14 protein-coding genes are annotated in these 18330 nt (G+C 44.6%); 10 read left to right on the plus strand and 4 right to left on the minus strand.

What is annotated here, in order from left to right; all coding sequences use genetic code 11:
• The first annotated feature begins 59 nt into the window (after nt 1-59).
• From FLA_RS09830 to FLA_RS09840, 3 genes are all read left to right on the plus strand, one after another.
• Nucleotides 60-683 carry a hypothetical protein gene (locus tag FLA_RS09830; protein ID WP_144264077.1) on the plus strand — a complete coding sequence of 208 codons (624 nt, stop codon included), beginning with the start codon at nt 60-62 and terminating at the stop codon, nt 681-683.
• 27 nt (nt 684-710) lie between these two features.
• The gene (locus tag FLA_RS09835; protein ID WP_076380307.1) at nt 711-1883 is read left to right on the plus strand and encodes an ATP-binding protein; all 1173 of its coding nucleotides are present in this window, start codon (nt 711-713) and stop codon (nt 1881-1883) included.
• A gap of 104 nt (nt 1884-1987) precedes the next feature.
• Nucleotides 1988-3157, plus strand: a complete 1170-nt coding sequence (locus FLA_RS09840; protein WP_197705882.1) for a fatty acid desaturase family protein — start codon at nt 1988-1990, stop codon at nt 3155-3157.
• A gap of 2 nt (nt 3158-3159) precedes the next feature.
• Here the strand turns inward: FLA_RS09840 and FLA_RS09845 are convergent, their stop codons facing one another.
• A complete protein-coding gene (locus tag FLA_RS09845; protein WP_076380308.1) occupies nt 3160-3696 on the minus strand; it encodes an RNA polymerase sigma factor in 537 nt (178 codons plus the stop codon).
• A gap of 130 nt (nt 3697-3826) precedes the next feature.
• Between FLA_RS09845 and FLA_RS09850 the strand changes: the two genes are divergently transcribed.
• From FLA_RS09850 to FLA_RS09870, 5 genes are all read left to right on the plus strand, one after another.
• A complete protein-coding gene (locus FLA_RS09850; protein WP_076380309.1) occupies nt 3827-4819 on the plus strand; it encodes a FecR family protein in 993 nt (330 codons plus the stop codon).
• Between the two features lie 74 nt (nt 4820-4893).
• Nucleotides 4894-8163, plus strand: coding sequence for a TonB-dependent receptor (locus FLA_RS09855; RefSeq protein ID WP_076380310.1), 3270 nt, complete (start codon nt 4894-4896; stop codon nt 8161-8163).
• Between the two features lie 14 nt (nt 8164-8177).
• Complete coding sequence (locus FLA_RS09860; RefSeq protein WP_076380311.1) at nt 8178-9872, plus strand: NHL repeat-containing protein; 1695 nt, start codon at nt 8178-8180, stop codon at nt 9870-9872.
• Nucleotides 9873-9882: 10 nt separating this feature from the next.
• The gene (locus tag FLA_RS09865; protein ID WP_076380312.1) at nt 9883-10620 is read left to right on the plus strand and encodes a DUF4397 domain-containing protein; all 738 of its coding nucleotides are present in this window, start codon (nt 9883-9885) and stop codon (nt 10618-10620) included.
• Nucleotides 10621-10623: 3 nt separating this feature from the next.
• Nucleotides 10624-11799, plus strand: a complete 1176-nt coding sequence (locus FLA_RS09870; RefSeq protein ID WP_084206330.1) for an IPT/TIG domain-containing protein — start codon at nt 10624-10626, stop codon at nt 11797-11799.
• Between the two features lie 69 nt (nt 11800-11868).
• On the opposite strand, the gene FLA_RS09875 is transcribed toward FLA_RS09870, so the two are convergent.
• Nucleotides 11869-12441, minus strand: a complete 573-nt coding sequence (locus FLA_RS09875) for a dihydrofolate reductase family protein (protein WP_076380314.1) — start codon at nt 12439-12441, stop codon at nt 11869-11871.
• A 216-nt stretch (nt 12442-12657) separates the two neighbouring features.
• Here FLA_RS09875 and FLA_RS09880 point away from each other — a divergent pair, with 216 nt between their 5' ends.
• Together FLA_RS09880 and FLA_RS09885 are read left to right on the plus strand one after the other, a co-directional pair.
• Nucleotides 12658-13071: an RpnC/YadD family protein gene (locus FLA_RS09880; protein WP_076380315.1), complete on the plus strand. Its 414-nt coding sequence runs from the start codon at nt 12658-12660 to the stop codon at nt 13069-13071.
• 25 nt (nt 13072-13096) lie between these two features.
• Nucleotides 13097-13279: a hypothetical protein gene (locus FLA_RS09885; protein ID WP_076380316.1), complete on the plus strand. Its 183-nt coding sequence runs from the start codon at nt 13097-13099 to the stop codon at nt 13277-13279.
• Nucleotides 13280-13415: 136 nt separating this feature from the next.
• Here FLA_RS09885 and FLA_RS09890 read toward each other — a convergent pair whose 3' ends face one another.
• On the minus strand, nt 13416-14975 hold the full coding sequence (locus FLA_RS09890) for a RagB/SusD family nutrient uptake outer membrane protein (protein WP_076380317.1): 1560 nt from the start codon (nt 14973-14975) through the stop codon (nt 13416-13418).
• A gap of 28 nt (nt 14976-15003) precedes the next feature.
• Nucleotides 15004-18141, minus strand: a complete 3138-nt coding sequence (locus tag FLA_RS09895; RefSeq protein ID WP_076380318.1) for a SusC/RagA family TonB-linked outer membrane protein — start codon at nt 18139-18141, stop codon at nt 15004-15006.
• Nucleotides 18142-18330: the final 189 nt, after the last annotated feature.

Consider the following 18330-nt stretch of genomic DNA (forward strand, 5'->3'; position numbering starts at 1 on the left):
TTAAAGATAATTCCGGCCCCTTATCTGATAAGTAAGGGGCTTTTTCGTACCCGGTAATCTTGTTCTTATTGGATCTGTCGCGAGAACACGCGCATGGTATCAGAGAGTTCTGGCATCCTTCCAGCCAGTACGTGCAACTGTTGCGGAAGTTCTGGTACTTACCGGAAGAACTTTCAGAAGACTTCCAAAAGTACTGGCATCATTCCCGAGAGTACTTGAATAAGATGCCGGTACTCACCAGACTTTCCGGAGTGTTCCGGCATTTGCCGGACAAGTTTTCTGGACTAATCCCGGAGCTTGCTGCACACATGCACCAACTTGCCGGGCAAATCCATGAACTCTTGCGGCAAATTTTCCAACCTTCTGGCCATTCCAGGGAACTCCCTGGAATGCTCAGGCAACTCTCTGGGCAAATCAGTGAACTCCCCGAAAGGATGCCACAACCTTCCGGGCATTTCAGAGAGTTCCCTGGAATGGTCAGGGAACTCTCTGGGCAAATCAGTGAACTCCCCGAAAGGATGCCACAACCTTCTGGCCATTTCAGGGAGTTGTCTGGAATGCTCAGGCAACTCCCTGGAGTGATGGACCAACCTTCTGGAGAAAATCTAAAGTGCCAAAATCATAAATATTGTCTCAATTTGCATTTTTTAATGTATTTGACTGTCGCAATTAATGTAAATTGAGCTATTTGACGCCGAAATCGATAAAAAATGGAAATTCCCCGTCGCGTACAAAAGTTGATTGAAGAGCAATTGGGTGTGCAAAAAGTAATAATACTGTATGGAACCCGTGGAACTGGAAAAGCTACAGTGATAGAGAATCTGGTAGCAACGAGAGGGGAGAAAATACTTTTTCTGCCAGGGAAAGACATAGAAACAGCGGAGATATTACAAAGAAGAACCGAAGCCAACTACAAACGGCTCATCGGGAAAAAGAAGATTGTTCTTATGGAGGAAGCGCAGTTTATTCCCGAAATAGGCCACATTCTGCAGTTTATGACGGCGCTTGTTAAAGACATTACTATTCTTGCAACGGGTAGTATCGGTTTTGATCTTGTTGATAAAATCAATGAGCCATTGGTGGGCCGAAACCTGGTATATCAACTGTATCCTATTGCACAGGCAGAGTTATCAGACGTAGAAGATTACCTTTCCACCAGGCGGAATTTGGAGGAGAGACTGATTTATGGAAGCTCCCCGCAGCTATGGCATATGGGAAGCCTGCAGGAAAAAGAAGATTATCTCAAAAAAATGATAAACAATGAGCTGCTGAAAGATCTGCTTACTATAGAAACCGTGAAAGGAGCGGATGTGTTGTATAAACTGCTGCAATTGCTGGCATGGCAGGTAGGTAGCGATGTAAGTACTGTTGAACTGGGCAATACTCTGCAAATTAACAAAGCCACAGTAGAACGTTATCTCGACCTGCTGGCGAAGGCTTTCATTATTTATCCACTCAGCGGCTATAGCAATCACCTGCGTAAAGAAATATCAAAAACCAAAAAATGGTATTTCTTTGATAACGGGCTGCGAAACGCGTTCATTGATAATTTTAACCTGCTGCATCAGCGCAATGACATCGGGCAACTTTGGGAGCAATATTTTATAAATGAAAGAATAAAATACAATAGCTATAACGGTTACTTTCCTCAGTATTATTTTTGGCGCACCTACGATGGTCAGGAAATTGATTTACTGGAATACCATAATGGCCGCTTACAGGCATACGAATGCCAATGGAAAAAGGGTAAAGCAAAAATTCCTGCCGCCTTTGCCAAAGCCTATCCCGACGCGGAGTTTAGCGTGATAAATCAGGAAAATTATCTGGATTGGATAACGGATCAACCGCACATAACCTATTCCGTCGCAGGTCTTAGTTCATAAAACGTTGATGATCGGCCAGTACTATTACTGTGTATAGTTTCTATTGTAAGTGTTAAGAAATTAAAAAAAAGAGGTATATCTCTGGGATAAATGTAATTTGTGGTGTGTTTAAAGCAACAAATAATATAGAATCGGGTAAAGGCAAAAGCCCTTTGCCGGCAAAACCCAAATTGAAGGGGCAGGTGAAGTTTGTAAACAAGGATAAAAACTTATTCTTTGTAACACTGAAAAAAAGGGTAGATCTCTATTTTACAGAGCATTCTCTTTCTAAATTCGGGAACACAGCAATGGTTATTAAAACCTTTGTGTTGTTAAGCGTATATATCCTGCCTTTCGTTTGTATACTCGTTTTTAATCCTCCTTTTATCGTATCCCTGGTACTATGGGTGCTGATGGGGTTGGGCGTGGCGGGCTTAGGAATGAGTGTAATGCACGATGCCAATCATGGTGCTTATTCTACCAACAAAGGAGTCAATTACCTGATGGGCCATGTACTTAACCTGCTGGGAGGGTCAGCCGTTAACTGGAAATATCAGCATAATATTCTGCACCATACTTATCCCAATATCATTCACATGGATGAAGATATTGATGATAAACTGATACTGCGTTTTACGCCGCATACCGAGGTAAAGCCGGTACACCGTTTTCAGTGGATCTATTGCTTTCTCTTTTACGGCCTTACATCCCTGTATTGGGTAACGGGCAAAGACTTTGTGCAATTTGTAAAGTTTAAACAGAATGGCGTAAACTCTTCTTCCAAAAAAGAAAACAGGGTAATGCTGGCCAGGATCATTGCTATAAAAGTGGTTTACATGTTTGTTTTCCTGGTACTTCCTTCTGTGTTTTTTGCTATTCCGTTTGGAGAGGTGATAGCCGGTTTTCTGATCATGCACTTTGTGTCAGGTTTGGTGCTTACGGTTATTTTTCAGCTGGCCCATAGTCTGGAAGGAACAGAACATCCTATTCCGAACGAACAGGGGATAATAGAAAACGACTGGGCTATACACCAGATGAAAACCACCATGAATTTCTCGCGTAATAACAAATTGCTTTCGTGGTATATTGGTGGGCTTAACTTTCAGGTAGAACATCACCTGTTTCCCCGTATTTCGCATATGCACTATCCCCGGCTATCTGCTATTGTAAAAGAAACAGCAGCCGAGTTTAATGTACCATACCTGGAGCATACTACGTTTGCTCAGGCGCTTCAATCGCATATCACCTATCTTAAAAAGCTGGGCAAGTTACCAGACTTGAACGAACTGGGATAGTATTATCCCAGCCAGCTTAATAAATACGTTTTTAAAGCCTTTCTAAGCGCGGTAAGGCTACCTGCTACCTGCTTTTCCAGGGTGCTTACCGGTGTGTTCAATAAGGCTGATACTTCTTTGTAACTTTTTTCTTCTTCTTTAATCAGCCGGAAAGAAACCTTTTTACCAGAAGAAAGGCCTGCCAGTGTTTGCGCTATAATATGCTTTGTTTCTTTCAGAGAAAATAACTCGCCCGGTGTTACCATATCGGGCGTTTCTGTTGGCAGCTCTTCCATATACACCAGCTTCTTCTTTACCTGCACTCTGTGCCAGTCGGCCAGAATATGATAAGCAATACCGGTAATATATTTCTCCGCGTTATCTGTAGTAAGGGTGTCCCGTTTTTCCCAGGCGCGTAAATAACAATCCTGTAGCAGGTCTTCTGCTATATGTCTGTCTCTCGTCTGCTTCACAAACAAACCATACAAACGATCTTTCGTTGCTTCAAACAGTAGCAGAAAATCTGTTAAAGTAATACTGATATGTGGGGTGGAGTGCATGGTTGGGAAAACAAAAATAGTCAGAAGGGCAGTACAAATACATTGGTAACAATTCCTTCATATGCTCTTTTGGAGGAAAGGGAACATAATTACGACCATATAGTAGAACCAATGGTACAGCGCAGCAACAATGAAAGAAAATAGTCTTTGGGAGCAGGAAATCTGGCAAAAATACAGGAATGGCACAGCCAGTAAAAAAGAGCTGGAACAGTTGCAGGCTTACCTGCAGCAACAGGATAAAACTGAGCTGGAAGCGCTTTTCAGTGAGGAAGGTGCAGTGCCAGTGCCTGCTGACCTGGCCAGCCGTATAAGGGCACAGTTACAACGGGCTGCTGCACCGGAAGTGGTGGTGATGAGCCGGTCACAACGTATAGTGCGAAGGATGGCCGCCGCCGCTGTGTTGCTGGCAGCTATTGCAGGCGCTTATTACCTGCTGCGTTGGAAAAATGTTCGCGAGCAAACGCAACTGGCTTATCAGGGTTACGATAGTATTGTGAATACAACCGGCGCTCCCCGGCTGGTGCAATTGCCGGATGCTACCAAAGTATGGTTGAACAAACGTACCACTTTATATATCAGTACAGCGTATGCCCGGCAGCGCCAGGTAAAGCTTACAGGCGAAGCATATTTCGACGTAGTAAAAAATGCGGGAAATCCGCTGTTGATACAAACCGGCACTATCCGTACAACGGTATTGGGTACGGCGTTTAACGTAGACAACAGTAGTCGCAACGCAGTGCGCATTAGCCTGGTGCAGGGGCGTGTACAGGTAAGTAAGCAAGACGCTACAGCAACGCCTGTACTGCTGTTGCCTGGTGAAACAGCTACGGGAGCACAACAAGCAGATAGTATCAGCACTGGCCCCACAGCTAATACAGATGTAACAGGATGGGTGCGGGGGCACCTGGTATTTAACCAGTTGCCACTGGCAGAAGCGCTGGAGAAAGCAGCGGATTATTACGGTATTACCATTCAGGCCGATCCCGCATTGCTACAGGGCAAAAAAGTAACTACTATCTATTATAAAAACCAGCAATGGCCGCAGGTATTGCAACACCTGTTGTTTATGTATCAGCTCACCTATACGCGCAAAGACAATCTGATAGTCATCTCTAAACCATAAAGAAAAACAGGGCTTCCGAGGGCCCTGTTCCATAAGCACTTAAAACAATAAAAACGCTTAATTAAACGCAAAGTATGAAAAAAAAATGTGAGCGCTGGCAGCGGCTGGTATTGCTATGGCTGGTAGTGTTGCCGTGGGCCGGACTGAACGCCCAAACGGAACAGATCAGCGACCCGGTTACGGTACAGGCAGAGAAGATAAGTTTACCGGACCTGATGGCCAGCCTGCAACGGCAAACTGCTTATATCTTTTCCTTTGACCACGATCTGCTGGCAAAAACAGAAGTCACCCATATTCGCTGGAACAAAATGCCGTTAGGAAAAGCGCTGAGCGAACTGAAACAGAAAGCAGGTCTGCAATACACCATACTGGATCGCAACATTGCGGTAGTGCCGGCCGTACGCAGCAGCAAAAAAGCAGAGAACATAGAATCGGTACAGACTGGAGGAAGGATTACCGGGAAAATAGTAGACTTTGAAAACAGTAATCCGCTGGCGGGCGCTTCTATAAGGGTAGAAGGAACCGCCTGGGCTTCCACTACAGATGAACAGGGAAAGTTTGAACTGAATAATCTGCCGCCCGGCCTGTATACTTTAGTACTGTCTTATGTAGGCTATGCCAACAACCGGCTGGCAGAAGTGGAAGTAGTGGCTGGCAGAAATACACAGATTGATGGAAAGCTACAGCCCGCCCGTGCCTGGAATGAAGTGGTGGTAAGAAGCGCCGGCATCAGAAAACGTGCCGTAGCCAATACCTCCGATGAGCAGCTGATCAAGGAAATGTACAATGCCAAAACAGTGATATCTGGTATTTCCAATGAACAGATAGCGCGCACGCTGGACAGGGATGCAGCAGAAGTAGTAAAGCGTATACCCGGTGTAAACATTTCGGAAGACCGTTTTGTGATTGTGCGCGGGTTGGGAAAAAGGTATAACCTTACTTTTCTGAACGATGCATTGGCACCTGCTACAGATGCAGACAGCCGTTCCTTTTCCTATGATGTTATCAACAGCAACGCCATAGACCGGATTATGGTGTACAAATCACCTTCCCCCGATTTACCAGGCGAGTTTTCTGGTGGGTTGGTAAAAATCTATACCAAAAAAAGCCAGCTGACACGCCAGGTGGATATACAGTTATCTGCACAATATCGTCCTGGTTCTACCTTCAAAGATGTATGGTCTTACGCAGGCAGCAAAACAGACTTCCTGGGTTTTGATAATGGAGTACGGAACCTGCCTAAAGGCATACCCTCTGCTACGGAGTTCAATCATCTCAATACACAGCAAAATGCGGTGTATTCCAGGCAATTCGCCAACAACTACGTACTGGATAAGCAATTCCGTTCCGGGCCTGACCTTCGCTTTAATATCAACTATTATGATGCCTGGAAAACAGGTGGCCACTATATCAGCAACCTCACTTCTGTGGCATATACCAACACGCATGAGCAGCGCAGTACAGAAGCCAGTTCTTACACCAAATATATAGATGGTCGTATACAGCAGGGCATTCACAGCGCGAGGTTAAGCGTGGTGCAAACCAATGGGCTTACGGTGAATAAAAATTTGTCTTTTGAACTGCGGAACTTTATTAACCAGAACGGGCAGCGTATAGCGGTAGAGGACTACCGTATACTGGACGATTATGAGCGCTACGAAAACAGGCATGTAAACCTGTATTATGTAAGCAACTTTATATACTCCGGTCAGTTATCCGGTAAATACCAGTTTGGCGCTAACAAAGAGAATGGGGTAACAGGCAACTTCAGTTATTCTTCCATTCACAAGTCAGAGCCAGACAACCGCGATTATACTTTTACCCGCCCTATTCAACCCTCCGGAAGGGGAGATGCAGAAGATGCCTGGGCATTGTCCACCGGTCTTATATCACGCTACCTGCTAAGCCGTGTGTTTAATGATGTAAAGGAAAATGCGTATCAGGGCAATATCGACCTGAACTATCATATTAATCCTTCGCTGGCTTTTAAAGCCGGGTACTTTTACGAAAATCGCTGGCGCGATTATAACAACCGCACTTTTGTACTCAACAATGGTCCTAACCTATACGATCCCAATTTGTACATTGGCCCGGGAGAGGACCCTGAGCTGGGCAGCGGTGGTAAGATACCTGGCGAAAAACTTCCTATACGGGTGCTGGAAAAATACCTGCCTGTATACTTTCCGGCAGCTATGTTCCGTGAAGATGGAACAGGATATACATTTTTTGAGAAAACCTCACCCAATAACCAATACTTTGCCGATAACACGCTGCATGCAGGTTACCTGAGTGGTGATGTTACCTTGTTGCACGAACGGCTGAATATATTCGGAGGTGTGCGGGTAGAGCATAACCGCTTTCGCATATTGGGCGCTTACAAAGCCGGGCTTACGGCTTATCCATTGCAGGTAAACCAGCCTGTTACTTCTGTGCTGCCTTCTGTCAACCTTTCGTTTAAGGCAGATAGTAATGTGATTATCCGCATGGGCTATGGCAGAACGCTGAATCGACCTGAGTTCAGAGAAGCGGCTCCGGTACAATACTCCAACTACCTGGAACAGGAAACCTACCTGGGCAATCCGGCGCTGACTACCGTAAACATTGATAACGCAGAACTGCGCGCAGAATGGTATCCCAAAAGTACCCGACGTAATGAAATGGTGAACGTAGGTGTGTTTTACAAACGGCTGGATAAACCGATTGAGCGGTTGCGTGTTGTTTTTTCTGATGGGTTTGATCAGTATTTCTACGCCAATACAGGGCAGGCTACCATATACGGTGCAGAAGCAGAGCTGCGCAAAAGCTTTGATTTTCTGGGAAGTAAATTGTTTCGCGATCTCTCCGTAATACTGAATGGTTCCTGGTTTAAAAGCACTGTAAAAGTGCCTGCCCAGCCGGAGCGTATAGGCTATGCAGGTGCGCGTGAGCGGCCTATGCAGGGGCAGTCGCCTTACCTGTTCAATGCCTCCCTCAACTATGAAAATGTGGGCTATGGTACCAAACTGGCGCTTACTTTCAACCGGGCGGGCGATTACATTTATGTGGTAGGAGCCAATCCCGATGCGGGCCGTGGCGATCCGGATGTGATGATGAAAGGCAGAAGCCAGCTGGATATTACCTGGCGACAGCGTATTAATAAAATATTCAGCATCAACGCCGGTGTGCAAAACGTGCTGAATGCACCGGTAATCTTATACCAGGACTGGAAAAGAAATTATCACTATGATGCGCTGGCAGGAAAACCTCCGGTATTTAATTCCACCTTATTTGACAAGGGAGATATTATTTACAGGCGCTACTACCTGAAGCCTTACTACTCTTTCTCTGTTAACATGATCTTTTAAAAACCAACATCCTGATGAAACCAATTATACTATCATTCCTTTCTATAGCAGTTGCTGCCTGCCTGCTTTTTTCGTGCAGCAAAAAATATGAAGACAGGCTGGAACAGCAAAACCGCTCCTCCGGTATTCTGCGGGTGGGACGAAAAGGCGAAACCAATATTGCCGGCGCAAAAATAGATGAAACCGTAACCCTGTATGCTAAAATAGGAGAGCCGGATGCCACTGTGAAAATATATGTGGGAGGCGTGGAAGCAACCGTACTTACACATGGCAGCGCCAATACAACGGTACGTTCAGAATCGGGCAGTCAGCAGATAACCGTACTGATGGATACCTTCAACATTACAATACCCGCTGCTGCCAAAATAGGACCAGGCATTCTTTACTTTACCCTGAATGATGTACCTAAACCAGCGCTGGCTTTTGAAGTATACAGACCAGATATCCTTATTCCCGGTCAGTCGTTTGTAGAGCCTTTTTTATTTACGGTGATGGACAGTACGCTGATTGATAATAATTATCAATATACTATGCCCCGGCGTTTAAAAGACGGGCTACGGGGAGAAGCCGTGGTGAACCGGGTGCTGGGGCTTACATATGATGAGGTTAGTCAGACCTTTTATTTTATGGATCAGCAACCGGATGACTTAACTTATCGTATACGAAAGCTGTATAATGGGGTAGTCACCACTATTGCAGGCGGTGGCGATAACTATATGGCTACTACCGGTTCGCAGTTAAAGCTGGTGGAGAAGAAAGACCTGCAAGCAGGGCCGGATGGTAAGATTTATTTTACCAGTATTTTTTATACAGACGCTGATCCTGCCACCGGTTTCCAATCCAGCTATGCGTTGATACAACGGTTAAACCCTGCTACCGGCGCTATTGAAATAGTGTTGGGCGGCGGGCGGAGTATTGTAAAATATCCTTCCCGTAGTATGGATGACTACAGGGGCGTGGAAGATGGCCCGGTGGATTCTGCTATGATATACTATCCGCAATCGCTCACTTTTGATAAAGAAGGTAGTCTGTATTTTATGGATGGTGCCATAGACCACGCAGAAGCCGGTACCCTGCTGCGCAAATTCAGCCATGGAAGGCTGGAAACCTTGCTGGGTAAAGGCCAAAAGGATGTGTATGATTTTGAAGATATAGATGGTGTCACCTATTCGGTACCCTTTTACACCGGTATTGAAGAGCATACCGATGGCTTTAATGAGGAAGTGCGGCTAACCGGAACAAAGGGTATGGTGCTGGCTGGCAACGGCAAGTTTTATCTGCTCTGTGAAGGAGGTGGCTGGCAGATGAATGTAGTGGAAGTAAACCTGGATACCAGGGAAGCCGCTACTATTATAGGGTTACCCACCGGGCAGTACTCCTCTATCACCACAGGTACTTTTAAAGAAGTAGCATTAAACTATGCCACTACGTTTGATCTGGACTTTGATGGTAATATTCTGTTTGGTCAGAATATTTTGTACAAAATGAACCTGAAGCAGGAAACCATTGCCAAAGTAGCTGGTGGTTATACTGGTGGCGGATCGTTAAGCGACCGGGAGCTGATGCAAACCAAACAGAAAGGGGAAAACGCTTTTATGGGTACTATTGATACGATTGTATTCGACCAGTTTGGCAACCTGTATGCGGGATACAGCTCTATCATACCTTCCGGTGATGTAAAAATGAGTAAAATAACTATAGAGGAATAAACAGAGCAATATGAAACTGAAGAATATAATAACGGTGCTGACTTTTGGAGTGCTGGCATCCTGTAACAAAGAAGCGGAAATGCAGCCTGCGCCGGCTGTGTCTTACCTGATGTTTTACAATGGCGTAGCCGATTTTTATGGACTCAACAGCCTGGTGCTGGTCAATAACACTTACGGTGGCAGTCTCGATTACAATAACAATGGCAGAGGTCTGGTAGGCGCATTCAACGCTTCTTCTTATCGCATTACAGACACAGGGCGGTATCGCATTGCCTTTACCGGTACACCCGATACTTCCGGTAAAGCTGATAAGATTATAGAAGGGGTATACCATTTTGAAGCAGCCCAACATTATACCCTTTACCTGGCAGACAGCCTGGGTTATTATGAAACCCTGGTTAGCAAAGATGATGTTACGACAGATAAAGCCAATGCCAGACTACGTTTAATACACCTGGGCGCAGATGCAGGGCCTGTGCAGGTAAAAATAGATTCGTTGCCTGTGGAAGGGTTAGACAATACGCGCTTTAGGCAGGTAACGAAATATGCAAGTGTGCCACCAGCTGTTAAACCCGGAATCCGTATTGTATATACGGATGCAGACACCGGAGAAGAGCGGATATTGATACGCAAGTCTTTTCCGCTGGAAGCCGGTAAATGTTATACCATGATACTGCGCGGCTATAAAGCCCCGGCAGATGGTAATGTAAACAAAACGATAAACCTGTCTACCATCATCAATTTCTAAATCATGAAACAATATTTATATAGTTTACTCACTATGGCAGCGATGCCACTGGCTTTTACCGCCTGCAAAAAAGAGGAGACAATGCAACAGCAGGTATCCATTATTACACCAGTGATAAGCAAGCTGAACAGAAGTTTTGCACAGGCAGGCGATACATTGGTTATATATGGAGCCTCACTGATACAGCAGCAGCGGCTTACTGAAGTGTTTATTAATGACAGACCCTGCACTTTGCTGAAGAGTGTTGCAGACAGTTTGCAAGTATTGGTGCCGGCGCAAACACGGTCTGGCCAGGTAACGGTTACTATTAGCTATGGTAAACAATTCAGCAGTGCGGAGGGCCCTTCCCTTGATGTGAAGCCTACGCCTGCATTGCTGGGCTTCTGGCCCCGGTATGGCTATGCCGGAGAAAGCATTACACTGTATGTGGAAAATTTCAGCATTGCCAATGCCGACAATCATATTTTCCTGGAAGGCTTTCCCGCAACAATTACAGGTGGCAATGGCAAAGATACCCTGCTGGTAACACTGCCTGCTGCATCTTCCACCGGCGTGTTTTCATGGCGCACCTACCAGGGGCCTTTACAGTACAGTAAAGACACTTTCCTGGTACGGCAACCCAGCTATCCGGTTACCAGCGTAGGAGGTTGGTTACAGCAAGATCCCGCTTACACTTACCTGGATACACTCTACAGGGGATACCCGGCACTGTCTGGCAGTAACTACGATCTGTATGCACGTATTTATGATAGTGCTTTAAACTACATTAACAGCCCCAATCGCACCTACACTGTTTTTTTACCTGCGGATGGTGCGTATTACAGCAAGGGTATTACACTGAGGGATTATATCACTAAAATTAAAAATGCACCTTATAGCTATAATTCGCCCATGGTAGCAGCTATTTTACCGGATATACAATTGTCGCTGGCAGATATGCACGAAGGAGATTTGTACAACACTGCCTTTACAGAGTTGATGCAATGGTATCCTTATTTTGGAAGTGATGATAATAAGAACAAGATGCAGGTGACAGAAGAGGATGGACAGAAATATGTAAACCTGGTGGGGATATACGGAGATACAAGGCCACGGGTAAAAGTGATAAGAGCGCATAAAGTAGGCAATGCCACTATCATCGAAACGGATGGAGATTTAGGATATATTCCTTTTGAATAGGCATCTTCAATAGAAGTTTATTCCGGCCCCTTACCTTCTTAAGTAAGGGGCTTTTCATTTGAGGAATACCTAGCCATGCTGCATTTTGTGGTGAAGACAAACTACTCCCGAGCTAAATACGTGTGTTTGCAGCAGTGTCATCGACTGCTTTTCTTTCATGTTTTTGAATACAGGAATACCTTCTCCCAACAATACCGGGTTTACAAAAAGCCAACAGGCATCGATGAGGTTTTCCGCTAAAAGGGCATGTGCTGTAGAAGGACTTCCAAAAAGCAGTATTTCGCCTGTTGTATTCTTCTTTACATCGCGAAGTGCATCCACATAGTGCTTTCCAATCACAGTAGTATTCTTCAGTGTGTCCTGGTTCAATGTATTAGACAATACTACTTTATGTACTTCCTTATACCAGGCGGCATGTTCACGGTCGTGTTTGGATGCTCCAGGCTTATCTGCCGCTGTTGGCCAGTAGCTTTCCATCATCTCAAAGGTGATTCTTCCATACAATGCCGTATTCGTTTTCGTGATCCTTTTTGCTCCGAAGTCAAATATTTCCTCATCTACATGAATCCAATCCATTTCACCCTTTGGACCTGCTGCAAAGCCATCGAGTGATGTGTGCATGAATAATACAATATTTCCCATATCAATTGTTGTTTCTGTTTACTAATACCTATCGTTTGTGGTGTAAATCTCAGATAAATACTGCTAACGGAAACGGGCAAAACTGACAAATAAAAGGGCGATTACGACCAATACCCGGTAAGGGGGAGCTTGTAACATCTGGCCCTGAATAAAATGAACAATGTGGTATAGTTCTGCTGCTTTATTTTTAGCTGATATGAAATCAAACCAAACCAATTGCTTGCACCTACAAAACCAACTGTACAAAAAGGAGACTTATTATGGAAGGGAATAGTGGAAGATTTGTTTGCTGACTTTCTGCGTTTCTTTTTTGCAGATGCAGACGATAAATTTGATATAGACAAAGGATTTGAATTCCTGGACAAAGAACTACACGAGATAACACCAGCCCATGAACTAAGGCATCCCCGTTTTGTAGACAAATTAGTAAAGCTCTGGTATAAAGACGGCGCTGAAAAATGGCTACTGCTACATGTAGAAGTGCAAGGCTATGTGGACAATCATTTTCCTGCACGCATGTTCACTTACTTTTACCGGATATATGATAAGTTTCAACAGGAAATTACTTCGCTGGCCATCTTCACCGATAATGATGATGACTACCATCCGGACAGATACAAAAGAGATTAAAGAAATTACTAAAAATCCTGATCATATGGGAATTTACGAACAGATCTTAGAGATGGAAAAAGACGAGGTTAAGGCGAAGATTGTTACAAATTTGCTTTGTGATACAGACCATTCCATTCAAACAATAGCCAAGTTGGTAGATGTGCCTGTTGATTTTGTAATCGAAATCAAAAATGAATTGCCGGCTGGTGCAAGTAATGAATTTTAAAATTTATAGAGTATAATATTTATTGCCCTTGTTTAATAGACAAGGGCTTTTTTATTAGCAAAGAACTGGGCCAATATGACTTGTTTTTATTATATCTGCCCAGTTCTATTGCTTTGATCTTTAAAAAGTAGTTCTATTAATACCCCGGATTTTGCTTATTAATGCCCCCGGCACCCAGCTGCGGATTATTATCTATCTCCGCTTGCGGAATTGGTAACAATTCATCCCGGTTCACCTGGAAATAAGATAAGGGATCACCACCGGTGAAATATCCTTTTTTACGCCAGCGGATAATATCAATATTGCGTACTTCCTCGCAAGCCATTTCCACTGTTTTTTCGTGCATCAGCGCCTTGGTAACCTGTTCTTTGGTGCCTACAGGGAATTGTGCAGTAGGATATATAGGCATAGTTACATCAGCTCTGTTACGTATTTGGTTCAGATAGCCAACAGCGCCGGGTATATTGTTTAACTCATTTTCACATTCTGCCAGCATCAGCAAAACTTCTGCATAACGGAAAATGCGCTGGTTATCACCGCCGGGATGATAGCTTACATTTTCTTTATATAGGAGCGTGTATTTGCGCCAGCTGATTTTTTTAGTAGCGCCGTTTAATACAGAGGAACTACCGTTTTGCATGGCATCGGTAAGCGTTTGTGTGTTGTTGTTAATGGCGTCTCCGCTTTGGTATATGCTATATTTAAAACGGGGATCGGTTTTAGCGCTTCCATTTACCGTGCTTTCATATTCTGCCAGCAGTTTATTGGAAGGGATAAGGTTGCGCCATGCTACGGGATTGTATTCCTGGTTGCGAATAGTGGTTTGTGGAGCAGAAGGACCATCGCCCACAGGGTTGCCCCAGTTAAAATCGTTATTGCCTTTATCGGCAAAAGAGGTTTCAAAAACACTTTCGCTGTTATATTCTGTTTCTTCTTCAAAGTTGTCCAGGTAGCGGTTGGTGAGCGAGTAACCGTCTGCACCGCTGGTAGGTATTTTCAGCAATGCGGTTCTGGCACCGGTGTAATCTCCTCTTTGCATCAGCACGCGGCCCAGTAAAAAGTTAGCGGCTGCATTGGTAGCGCGACCTTTATCTGTATTGGTTTTAGTGGGCAACACGGTAGCGGCATCCTGCAGGTCTTTGATGATTAATGCATATACGTCATCTTCAGACGACCGGGGTTTATAACCATTGGAGTTAGCAACCGTATTCGTGTATATAGGTACCGGTCCCCACATGGTCACCAACTCGTTATAAGCCCAGGCGCGTAAGAATTTGGCCTCACCTACACAGCGATCGCGTAAGGTGGTATTGTCTGTTACTTTAGGACTGTTTTCAATAACAGCATTGGCCCGATGAATCATAGTATAAGCGCCGTTCCATACAGCATTCATTACAGAGTTGGTAGGGTCTGTTGCTCCTGTCAGTATTTGTCCCCTGGGGGCTTCGAGCTGGCCACCACCGGTAGCTACATCATCACTGCGCAAATCGTGCACAAAAAACCATTCACGGGCTACCAGCGAGTTGCCATGCATGGCGGCGTAAATAGCATTGGTGCCGGATTGTAATTCGGCAGCTGTTTTATAGTATTGATTAACTGGAACAGTATTCGGATCTGATTTGTCAAGGTTTTTACTACAGGCACTTACCAGTAAACAGGAAGCAGCCAGGCTTTTCAATATATATCTGTTGAACATAAATATCTTTTTAAGTATTCACAAAACATTAAAATCCTACCTGCACACCTAACTGGAAGGATCTTGCAGAAGGGTATTGTCCATAATCAATGCCGTTGGTTAAGGTGTTTCTTCTGGAACCTATTTCGGGGTCCCAGCCTTTGTAACCGGTAAAGGTGAACAGGTTTTGAGAAGATACATATACTCTGAAACGGGTGATAGTATTCTTAGTAAGCGATTGTAAAGCAGATTCCGGAAGTGTATAACCAATCATGAGGTTTTTAACACGCAGGAAAGAACCGTTTTCTATCCACCGGGTACTTACCCGTGAATTGCCATTCGGATCACCATTCACAGCCCGTGGTATGTCGGTACGCGTATTAGTAGGCGTCCACGCATTCAGTACATTGGTGCCGGAGTTAAACAGCCTCACCATGCCTTCTACAATCACTCTTTCGGCATTGAATATTTTATTGCCCTGTACGCCTTGAAAAAATACACCTGCATCAAAGTTTTTATAAGAAGCGGTATAGTTCAGTGAATATGAGAATTTAGGCAGATAGCTACCGATAAAGGTTCTGTCCTCCGAAGTAATTTTACCATCTGGCTTTAAATCTTTAAACCGGATATCACCTGCGGAAGTGGCTCCGGCTACCTGAACGGCAGCTTTGGTTACCTCTTCTGCATTTTGAAATATACCATCTGTTACATAGCCATAAAATGATTGTATAGGCTGGCCTACCACTGTGTTGGTAATATCGCCATTGCCAAAGTCGGCATCAGCACCGCCGGTGAAAGAAGCGTTTTCCGTGTTCAGTTTTAGCACCTTATTCCTATAGGCGCTAACCAGTCCGCTGATATCCCATTTAAAAGCACCTTGTGTTTTATGGTAACCCAGCTGTACTTCAAATCCATTGTTTTGCATGCTGGCAACGTTGATAGGGGGCAGGTTGTCTGTAGCTGTTCCATAGCCAAAAGAAGGCGGTAAAGGCACTTTGATAATCAGGTTGTCTGTTTTTCTTCTGAAGTATTCTGCAGTAAGGGTTACCCTATTGCCGAATAATCCTAAGTCTACACCAAAGTTCAGCTGCTTGGTTACTTCCCATTCCAGGTCGGGGTTGGCCTGCCTGTTATAAAAGCTGCCATTAGGGCCGCTGATGGTGCCGTTGAAAGGATAATCTGTCTGATTGCCTTGTACAGGAAGCTGGTAAGGATAGTTGCCCAATACTGTACCGTTAATGCCGGTAAGGCCATAGCCTGCTCTTATTTTCAATTCTGATATTTCAGGTATACCGTTTAGGAACGATTCTTTGTCCAGCTTCCAGCCGATAGATGCCGCAGGGAAGTTTTTATACTTATGACCCGGTGCAAAAACCGACAAGCCATCCCGGCGCATACTGGCACTGAGCATGTATTTGCCGGCGAAGTCGTAAGTTAAACGACCTACATAAGAGAGTATGAAGTTCTCTTCCAGGCGACTGTTAGCAGCTATATTGCTTGCACCATTCAGGGTTTTTACATTATTGTTATTCTGGTTGCCGGAAGCAGTTTCGTCGATATAACTTTGTCCCTGCTGTTCATATACAGCAGTTACATTCACATGATGTTCGTGAAAGAGCTTGTCAAAAGTCAGCTGCTGGGTAAAAAGCTGTGTAGTATATAGCTGACGTTCGTTGGTGATTTTAGCAGTAGGCGTGGTGCCTGTTCCTCCATCGTCGAATATCGGTATATATTGCTGCTGGTATAAATTGGAATAATCTACACCGTAAGTAGAACGTGCCTTTAGCCAGGGCGTCAGGTTGATATCCAGGTAAGCAGTACCCAGTATTTTCAGTGTTTTGCGTGTATTATAGCCCACCAGTGCACCTTCTACCGGGTTAGTGGGATCGGATGCATCAAAGCTGCTGTTAGGGCCACGGAAGCCGCCTGGCAGCGTAGGATCGTAAACGGGCAAATAAGGCTGCATGCGCACCACGTTGGTTAAAGGAGAGCGGTTGCCGCCAGTGCCTTCATACTTCTGTTTGTTTACAGAGAGGTACAGGTTTTCTCCAAAGGTGAACACCTTACTCAGCTTATGTTCTGAGTTGACACGGAAGTTACCCCTTTCAAAGCCCAGTCCCTGTGCAATACCATCCTGTTTAAAATAACCGGAAGAGGTATAAAAGCGCGACTTATCTGTACCGCCGCTTAAGGATAAATTATGCTGGGTGATCAAGGCGTTTCTTACAAAGTATTCATCCTGCCAGTCTGTATTCGTTTGCGCATAGGTTTGTGTAGCGCCGCTGTAAATAGGCGAATTAAAATTAGCGGGTTGCAAACGTGGAATACTATTGTAACCATCTTCACCCAATAATGCCTTGGCATATTGCTGGTATTGCTGGGTATTTAACAGGTCAATCTTCTTCCAGGGGCTTTGTATGCCTACATAAGAGTCGAGATTTACCTGTAGCTTACCATCTCTTTTACCTTTTTTAGTGGTGATCATAATCACCCCGTTAGTGGCCCTGGAGCCATAGATTGCTGCTGCGCTGGCGTCTTTCAACACTTCTATGGACTCTACATCTTTTGCATCAAAGTAAGTCATATTGGCGGAAGGGAACCCATCTATTACATATAAAGGATCTGTAGCGTATCCAATAGAACTGATACCCCTGATGGCGATAATAGGAGCATCGCCCGGCGATCCGTTATTGGTAACGTTTAAGCCGGTTACACGGCCCTGTAAAGCCTGATCTACGCCGGCTACAGGAAGTTCACCCAATGTTTTACCACTCACGGAAGATACGGCACCAGTTAATGTGCTTCTTCTTTGAGAACCGTAACCTACCACCACTATATCATTAAGATTGGTTACGTCGGCTTGTAAGCGGATAGTGATGTTTGTTTCTGTTCCTACTGTTACGGTAACTTTTTTATATCCCACAATAGAAAATTCCAGCACATCGCCGGTGGCTGCTGTAATGGAAAAGCTACCTGTTTGGTTGGTAGTGGTGCCCTTATTACTGCCTTTGATCAATACAGAAACGCCGGACAGTGGTTCGCCTGTTTCAGTAATGACTTTGCCGGTAATAACAGCAGGGGGGTGAGCGTAAGTGGCGAGGCATAAACAATGTGCAACAAGCAACAGGAGCAGTTTTATACGCATAAAACAGCCTGGCAACCCTTTGGGGGCTGTGTTTTTTTTCATAATGTGCTAGTTTTCGTTATGTAAGCAATTTTTTGAAATCGATGCTCTTCCGGCCGTCAGGTGGGGACATATGGAAGGTTCAAGCAATGGCTACTGGTGTTAATTTTAATGATAGAATACTACTCTTTGCAGAATAGATAATAAAAATAGGTATAAATTTGCAATCGATTGCGTTCGGTTAAGAAAAAA

Origin of the sequence: Filimonas lacunae, assembly GCF_002355595.1 — a bacterium.
Classification (GTDB): Bacteria; Bacteroidota; Bacteroidia; order Chitinophagales; family Chitinophagaceae; genus Filimonas; species Filimonas lacunae.

What these genes read in the sequence shown, in the direction of transcription:
- FLA_RS09835 (WP_076380307.1), top strand. Translation starts at nt 711, where the DNA reads ATGGAAATTCCCCGTCGCGTACAAAAGTTGATTGAAGAGCAATTGGGT.
- FLA_RS09845 (WP_076380308.1), bottom strand. Translation starts at nt 3,696, where the DNA reads ATGCACTCCACCCCACATATCAGTATTACTTTAACAGATTTTCTGCTA.
- FLA_RS09850 (WP_076380309.1), top strand. Translation starts at nt 3,827, where the DNA reads ATGAAAGAAAATAGTCTTTGGGAGCAGGAAATCTGGCAAAAATACAGG.
- FLA_RS09855 (WP_076380310.1), top strand. Translation starts at nt 4,894, where the DNA reads ATGAAAAAAAAATGTGAGCGCTGGCAGCGGCTGGTATTGCTATGGCTG.
- FLA_RS09860 (WP_076380311.1), top strand. Translation starts at nt 8,178, where the DNA reads ATGAAACCAATTATACTATCATTCCTTTCTATAGCAGTTGCTGCCTGC.
- FLA_RS09865 (WP_076380312.1), top strand. Translation starts at nt 9,883, where the DNA reads ATGAAACTGAAGAATATAATAACGGTGCTGACTTTTGGAGTGCTGGCA.
- FLA_RS09870 (WP_084206330.1), top strand. Translation starts at nt 10,624, where the DNA reads ATGAAACAATATTTATATAGTTTACTCACTATGGCAGCGATGCCACTG.
- FLA_RS09875 (WP_076380314.1), bottom strand. Translation starts at nt 12,441, where the DNA reads ATGGGAAATATTGTATTATTCATGCACACATCACTCGATGGCTTTGCA.
- FLA_RS09885 (WP_076380316.1), top strand. Translation starts at nt 13,097, where the DNA reads ATGGGAATTTACGAACAGATCTTAGAGATGGAAAAAGACGAGGTTAAG.
- FLA_RS09890 (WP_076380317.1), bottom strand. Translation starts at nt 14,975, where the DNA reads ATGTTCAACAGATATATATTGAAAAGCCTGGCTGCTTCCTGTTTACTG.
- FLA_RS09895 (WP_076380318.1), bottom strand. Translation starts at nt 18,141, where the DNA reads ATGAAAAAAAACACAGCCCCCAAAGGGTTGCCAGGCTGTTTTATGCGT.